Here is a 6,512-nt window from a genome sequence, read left to right as displayed (position 1 = left end):
GGGCTTGTTGGCATTCGGCGACGCGGGTGGCGAAGGCGGGTGAGGTGTTCAGGAGTCCGGCGCCCATGCCGAGCCATTGGGAGCCTTGGCCGGGGAAGACCAGGACTGGTCCGGTACCGCCGCTGGTGGTGGTGGTTGGTTGGATGATGGTGGGGTGGGTGTCGCCGGTGGCCAGGGCGTTGAGTCCGGTCAGGAGTTCGTGGCGGTGCTGGGCGACGATGACGGCGCGGTGGTCGAAGACGGACCGGGTGGTGATCAGCGACCAGCCGATGTCCGTCGGTGATGCGTCGGGGTTGGCGGTCACTCGTTCGGCCAGTGCGCGTGCCTGACCGCGCAGCGCCTCGGTGCCGCGCCCGGAGACCACCCACGGGACCACCCCACCCACCGGGACACCGTCGCTGTCGGCGTCGGTCGGCACCATCGGGGCGGATGGCGTTTCGGCGGGTTCGGGTGCCTGCTCCAGGATCAGATGGGCATTCGTACCGGAGATCCCGAACGACGACACCCCCGCCCGGCGCGGCCGTCCGTTCGCCGCCCACGCGACCGGTTCGGTCAGCAGCCGCACCTCGCCCGCACCCCAGTCCACATGCGGGGTCGGTTCGTCGATGTGCAGCGAGGCGGGCAGCACCTCATGCCGTAGGGCCTGCACCATCTTGATGACGCTCGCCACCCCGGCGGCGGCCTGGGTGTGGCCGATGTTGGACTTGATGGAGCCCAGCCACAGCGGCCGGTCCTCCGGCCTGCCCCGGCCATACGTGGCCAGCAGCGCCTGCGCCTCGATCGGATCGCCCAGCGTCGTGCCCGTACCGTGCGCCTCCACCGCGTCCACCTCGGACGGCGACAGCCCCGCGTTGGCCAGGGCCTGCCGGATCACCCGCTGCTGCGACGGCCCGTTCGGCGCCGTAAGACCGTTTGACGCGCCGTCCTGGTTGACCGCCGAACCCCGGATCACCGCCAGCACCCGGTGCCCGTTGCGCCGTGCGTCCGACAGCCGCTCCAGCAGCACCAGGCCGACGCCCTCGGAGAAGCCCGTGCCGTCGGCCGCCGCGGCGAACGCCTTGCACCGCCCGTCCGGGGAGAGCGCGCGCTGACGCGAGAACTCGGTGAACCCACCGGGCGTGGCCATCACCGTCACCCCGCCCGCGAGGGCCAGCGAGCACTCGTCCTGCCGCAGCGACTGCACGGCCAGGTGCGTGGCCACCAGCGACGACGAGCACGCCGTGTCCACCGTGACCGCGGGCCCCTCCAGGCCGAACGAGTACGACACCCGGCCCGAGACCACGCTGCCGAGGTTCCCGGTGGCCACATAGCCCGCCGAGTCGCTCGTCGTCTGGCCGATGAGCGACAGATAGTGGTACGAGTCCACCCCGGCGAACACCCCGGTGGCACTGCCGCTCAGCGCCTCCCGCGTGAGCCCCGCGCGCTCGAACGCCTCCCACGCCGTCTCCAGCAGCAGCCGCTGCTGCGGATCCATCGCCGCGGCCTCACGTGGGCTGATCCCGAAGAACTCGGCGTCGAAGTCGGCCACATCGCGCAGAAACCCGCCCTCGCGGGCGCTGCTGGTACCGGCGTGCTCGGGATCGGGGTCGTAGAGGCTCTCCAGGTCCCAGCCACGGTCTTCGGGGAACGAGGAGATGACGTCCACGCCCTCGTCCACCACCCGCCACAGGTCCTCGGGGGTCGCCACGTCGCCGGGGAAGTGGCAGGCCATCCCGACGATGGCGATGGGCTCCCGGGCGCGGTCCTCGGCCTCGCGCAACTGCCGCCTGGCCAGACGCAGATCGGCGGTCGCCCGCTTGAGATAGCTGCGGAGCTTCTCGTCATCCGTCATATCGCATCAACCCGATCGTCACGGCCGTCCTGATTCAGCGGTCCTGGTCCAGCGGTCCTGATCCAGTGGTCTTGGTTCATCGGAGACCGTCGTCGGAGACGGTCAGCTCGTTGTCGAGTGCCCGGAACAACTCCTCGTCGCTGGCCGACGCCAGATCCGCCTCGGCGTCGTCGCCGCCTTCCGCGTCCTGCCACGGGCCGTCCGCCTTGCGCAGCAGTTCGCGCAGCCGCGCCGCGATCCGGGCCCGTTGCTCCCGGTCGGCGATCCCCCCGGTCAAGGCGGCGTCCAGGGAGTCGAGGCCGGTGAGGAGCGAGTCCGCCGACGCCGCCCCGGCCGGGACCAAGAGCTCCTCCAGCAGCCGCACCACCGCGGTGGGAGTGGGGTGGTCGAAGACCAGCGTGGCGGGCAGCCGCAGACCGGTGGCGGCGCTCAGCCGGTTCCGCAGCTCCACCGCGGTCAGCGAGTCGAAGCCCAGCTCCCGGAAGTTCTGGGCGGGGTGGATGGCATCCGCCGTGTCATGGCCGAGCACCGTCGCCGTGGCGTTGCGCACCAGCTTGAGGAGCGCCTGCTGCCGGTCCTCCCCGGACATGGCGGCGAAGGCCTCCGCCGGTGCCGCCCCGCCCGCGGCGATGGCCCCGGTGGCCGCTTGCGGGGCGGCGCCGCGCACCAGGCTCCTGAAGAGGGGCGGCAGATCGTCGGCGTGGGCCTCGCGCCGCATGGTGGCCAGGTCGAGCCGGATGGGCGCCAGGGTCGGCAGACCGCTGTCGAGTGCGATGTCGAGCAGTGCGAGACCCTGTTCGGTCTCCAGCCCCACCATTCCGGCCCGCGCCAGCCGCGCCCGGTCGGCGTCCGTCATCCCCCCGGTCATCCCGGTGGCCTGGGCCCAATATCCCCAGGCCAGGGAGGTGGCGGGCAGGCCTTGGGCATGACGGTGCACGGCGAGCCCGTCCAGGAAGGCGTTGGCCGCCGCGTAGTTGCCCTGGCCGGCGGCGCCCAGCAGCCCGGCGGCCGCGGAGAACAGCACGAACGCCGACAGCCCGGCGTCGCGGGTGAGCTCGTGCAGATTCCACGCCGCGTCGGCCTTCGCCCGCAACACCTCATCGAGCTGATCGGGTGTGAGCGCCTCGACCGTGGCATCGCGCAGCAGCCCGGCGGCGTGGACGACGGCGGTGAGCGGATGGCGGTCGGGAACGGTCTCCAGCAGCTTGGCCAGGGCGGCCCGGTCGGCCGCGTCACACGCCGCGACGGAGACGTGCGCGCCGAGCTCGGTCAGTCCGGCCGCCAGCTCCGTGGCCCCCGGGGCGTCGGGGCCCCGGCGGCTGATGAGCAGCAGCCGCCGTACGCCGTGGTGGGCCACCAGATGGCGGGCGGTGGCGGCGCCGAGAGTGCCCGTGCCACCGGTGATGAGGACCGTGCCCTCCGGGTCGGGGGCGGTGGGGAGCGTCAGCACGATCTTGCCGATGTGGCGGGCCTGGCTGAAGTAGCGGAACGCCTCGGGGGCCCTGCGGATGTCCCACGGCGTGGTCGGCAGCGGTCGCAGCGTCCCGTTCTCGAACAGCGTCGACAACTCGGCCAGCATCTGCTGGATACGGTCCGGACCCGCCCCGCCGACCAGGTCGAACGCGCGGTAGACGACCCCCGGATAGCGGGCGCCGACCTCTTCGGGGTCGCGGACGTCGGTCCGGCCCATGTCGATGAAGCGACCGCCGGGTGCCAGCAGCCGCAAGGACGCGTCCATGAAGTCACCGGCCAGGGAGTTGAGCACCACATCGACCGATCCGGCGGCGGCGCGGAACGACTCCTCGAAGTCGAGGGTGCGCGAGGAGGCGATATGACGGTCGTCGAATCCGCGCTCCCGCAGGGCGTGCCACTTCGCGGGTCCCGCCGTGGCGAACACCTCGGCCTGCCAGTGGCGAGCCAGCTGCACGGCCGCCAGGCCCACCCCACCGGTGGCCGCGTGCAGCAGCAGCTTCTCCCCGGCCCGCAGCCCCGCGAGATCGGCGAGACCGTAGTAGGCCGTGAGAAAGGCGGACGGTGTGGTGGCCGCCTGCGTATAGGACCACCCCATGGGGATCCTGGTGATCATCCGGACGTCGGTGACGACCAGCGAACCGGTGCCGTTGAACAGGCCCATGACCCGGTCGCCCACCGCGAACTCCTCGGTGCCCGGCCCCACTTCGACGACCACGCCCGCACCGTCGCCGCCCAGTGGCCTGGGGTCCTCCACCATGCCCAGCGCCACGACGACGTCATGGAAGTTCACCCCGCCCGCCCGAAGCGCCACCCGGACCTCGCCCCGCCCCAGCGGGCGGGTGTTGTCCGGGCAGTCGACCAGCGCCAGCTGGTCCAGGCTGCCGTGGCCGGTCAGCCCCAGACGCCACGTGGCCGTCCCCTCCGGCGGGGTGAGCCGCTTGGCCGCGTCGTCATGGACCAGCCGCGGTACGTACGCCACCCCGTCGCGCAGCGCCAGCTGGGGCTCGCCGGAGGCCACGGCGCCGACCAGGGCCCGTCGTGAGTCGTCCCGTGCGTCGAGGTCGAGGCCGTTGACATCGAGGTCGAGGTCGAGTCGGTCGAGGTCGAGCAGCAGGACCCGGCCGGGGTTCTCCGACTGCGCGCTGCGCACCAGACCCCACACGGCGGAGGCGGGCAGATCGTGGACATCGTCATGGCTCCGCGGGGCGACCGACCCTCGGGTGACGACCGCCAGCCGGGTGTCCGCGAATTCGGGCGCGGCGAGGAACTCCCGCAGCACCCCGAGGGCCTCCCGGCCCAGGTCATGGGCGCGTTCCGCCGGATCGTCACGGCCGTCGGCGGAAGAGCCGAAGCAGGCGAAGACGACATCGGGGGCCGGGGCCCCGTCCGCCGTGGTCGTCCGTACGGCCGCGAGATCCGGGAGGTGGGAGGCGTCGGGCAGCGCGTCGGCCAGGGGACCGCCGGCCGGGCCGATCACGGCATAACGGCCCGCGGGGGCGCCCTCGGCCGGTGTCATCCGCGTCCAGACCGGCTGGAACAGTGAGTTCCTGCCCGCCGCAGGCGCCCGCCCCAACTGCCCGTCCGGCACCGGGCGCAGGATCAGATCGTCCACGACGGCCACGGCCGCGCCGGTCGGATCGGCCGCGAGCAGGGTGAGCCGGTCCGATGCCCTCGGGGTGATGCGGATCCGCAGGGTGTCCGCGCCGGTGGCGCGCAGCCGTAGACCACTCCAGGTGAACGGGAGCAGGATCCGGTGCGCGTCCTCGGAGTCGGGGGTGACGTCCAGGGCACGGGCGTGCAGCGCGGCGTCGAACAGGGCGGGATGGATGCCGTACGCGGCCGCGCCCTCGCGCTCCCCTTCGGGCAGGGACACCTCGGCGTAGACATCGCCGTCCAGCCGCCACGCGGCGGTGAGGCCCTGGAAGGACGGTCCGTAGTGGTAGCCGTGGTCGGCGAGCTGACGGTAGAAGTCCTCGACGGGCAGCGGTGTCGCGCCGGGAGGCGGCCAAGCACCCTCCAGGGCAGTGGGGTTGGACGCGGCGGAGATGGCGAGTGCCCCGGTGGCATGCCGGGTCCAGGCCGTGTCGCCGGTGTCGGCCGCCGGCCGTGAATGCACCGTGATCGGACGCTCGCCGTTGTGGTCGGGAGCGGCCACGGCGATCTGCACATCGACCGCCTCGCCCTGCGGGATCACCAGCGGCGCATGCAGGGTCAGCTCCGCCACATGGTCACAGCCGGTCCGCGCGGCCGCGTGCAGGGCGAGTTCGGCGAAGGCGGTGCCCGGCAGCAGGACGGTGTCCAGCACCCGGTGGTCGTTCAGCCACGGATGGGTCCGCGGCGACAGCCGACCGGTCAGCAGATGGGAGCCGCCCTCCGCCAGTTCCACGGCGGCGCCGAGCAGCGGATGCTCGGCCGACCCCAGCCCGAGGTCGCCGGGGTCGCCGCCGTGACCACCCCGCCCGTCCAGCCAGTACCGCCGCCGCTGGAAGGCGTAGGTGGGCAGGTCGATGGTGCGGGGTGCGGGGTCGGTGGGGAACCAGCGGGTCCAGTCGACGTCGACCCCGGCGGTGAACGCCTGCGCCACCGACCGCATCAACTGGGCATGGTCGCCGTGGTCGCGCCGCAGGGTCGGCACCGCGGCCGCGGGCACACCGGCTTCCTCGAAGGTCTCCTGCATGCCGATGGTGAGGACGGGGTGGGTGCTGGCTTCGATGAAGACGCGGTGGCCGTCGTCGAGGAGGGCTCGTACGGCGTCGGCGAAGCGGACTCGTTGGCGGAGGTTCTTGATCCAGTAGGCGGTGTCGAGCTCGCTGGTGTCCATGCGGGTGCCGGTGACGGTCGAGTAGAACGCCACCTCCGCCTGGACGGGCTCGATCCCCGAGAGCACCTCCCTCAACTCCACCGCGATTCCGTCGACTTGGGGGCTGTGGGAGGCGTAGTCGACGTCGATGAGGCGGGCGCGGTGGCCTGCTTGTTCGCATGTGCTGACGGCGTGGGCGACCTGGTCAGGGGGCCCGGAGATGACGATGGAGCCGGGTCCGTTGACGGCGGCGATGCCGACATCGTGGGCTGGTGGGCCGAGGTTGGTGAGGAATTCTTGGGCTTGGTCTGGGCTGAGGGTGAGGGAGGCCATGGCGCCGTGGCCGGTGAGGTGGCGGAGGGCGTGGGCGCGGAGGGCGACGATGCGGGCGCCTTCGTCGAGGGAGAG

2 protein-coding genes are annotated in these 6,512 nt (G+C 72.7%); both read right to left on the bottom strand.

Annotated elements, in window-relative coordinates; all coding sequences use genetic code 11:
- On the bottom strand, window positions 1-1,831 hold a 1,831-nt coding region (locus ABD329_RS47035), incomplete at its 3' end, for a type I polyketide synthase (RefSeq protein WP_344318162.1).
- A gap of 76 nt (window positions 1,832-1,907) precedes the next feature.
- Window positions 1,908-6,512: SDR family NAD(P)-dependent oxidoreductase (locus ABD329_RS47030; protein WP_344318161.1), on the bottom strand; the 4,605-nt coding region annotated here is incomplete at its 5' end.

It is taken from the genome of Streptomyces javensis (genome assembly GCF_039525925.1).
In the GTDB taxonomy this organism is placed as follows: domain Bacteria; phylum Actinomycetota; class Actinomycetes; order Streptomycetales; family Streptomycetaceae; genus Streptomyces; species Streptomyces asiaticus.
Note: the sequence above shows the minus strand (reverse complement) of the source record. Positions and strands in the feature narration are given on the sequence as shown.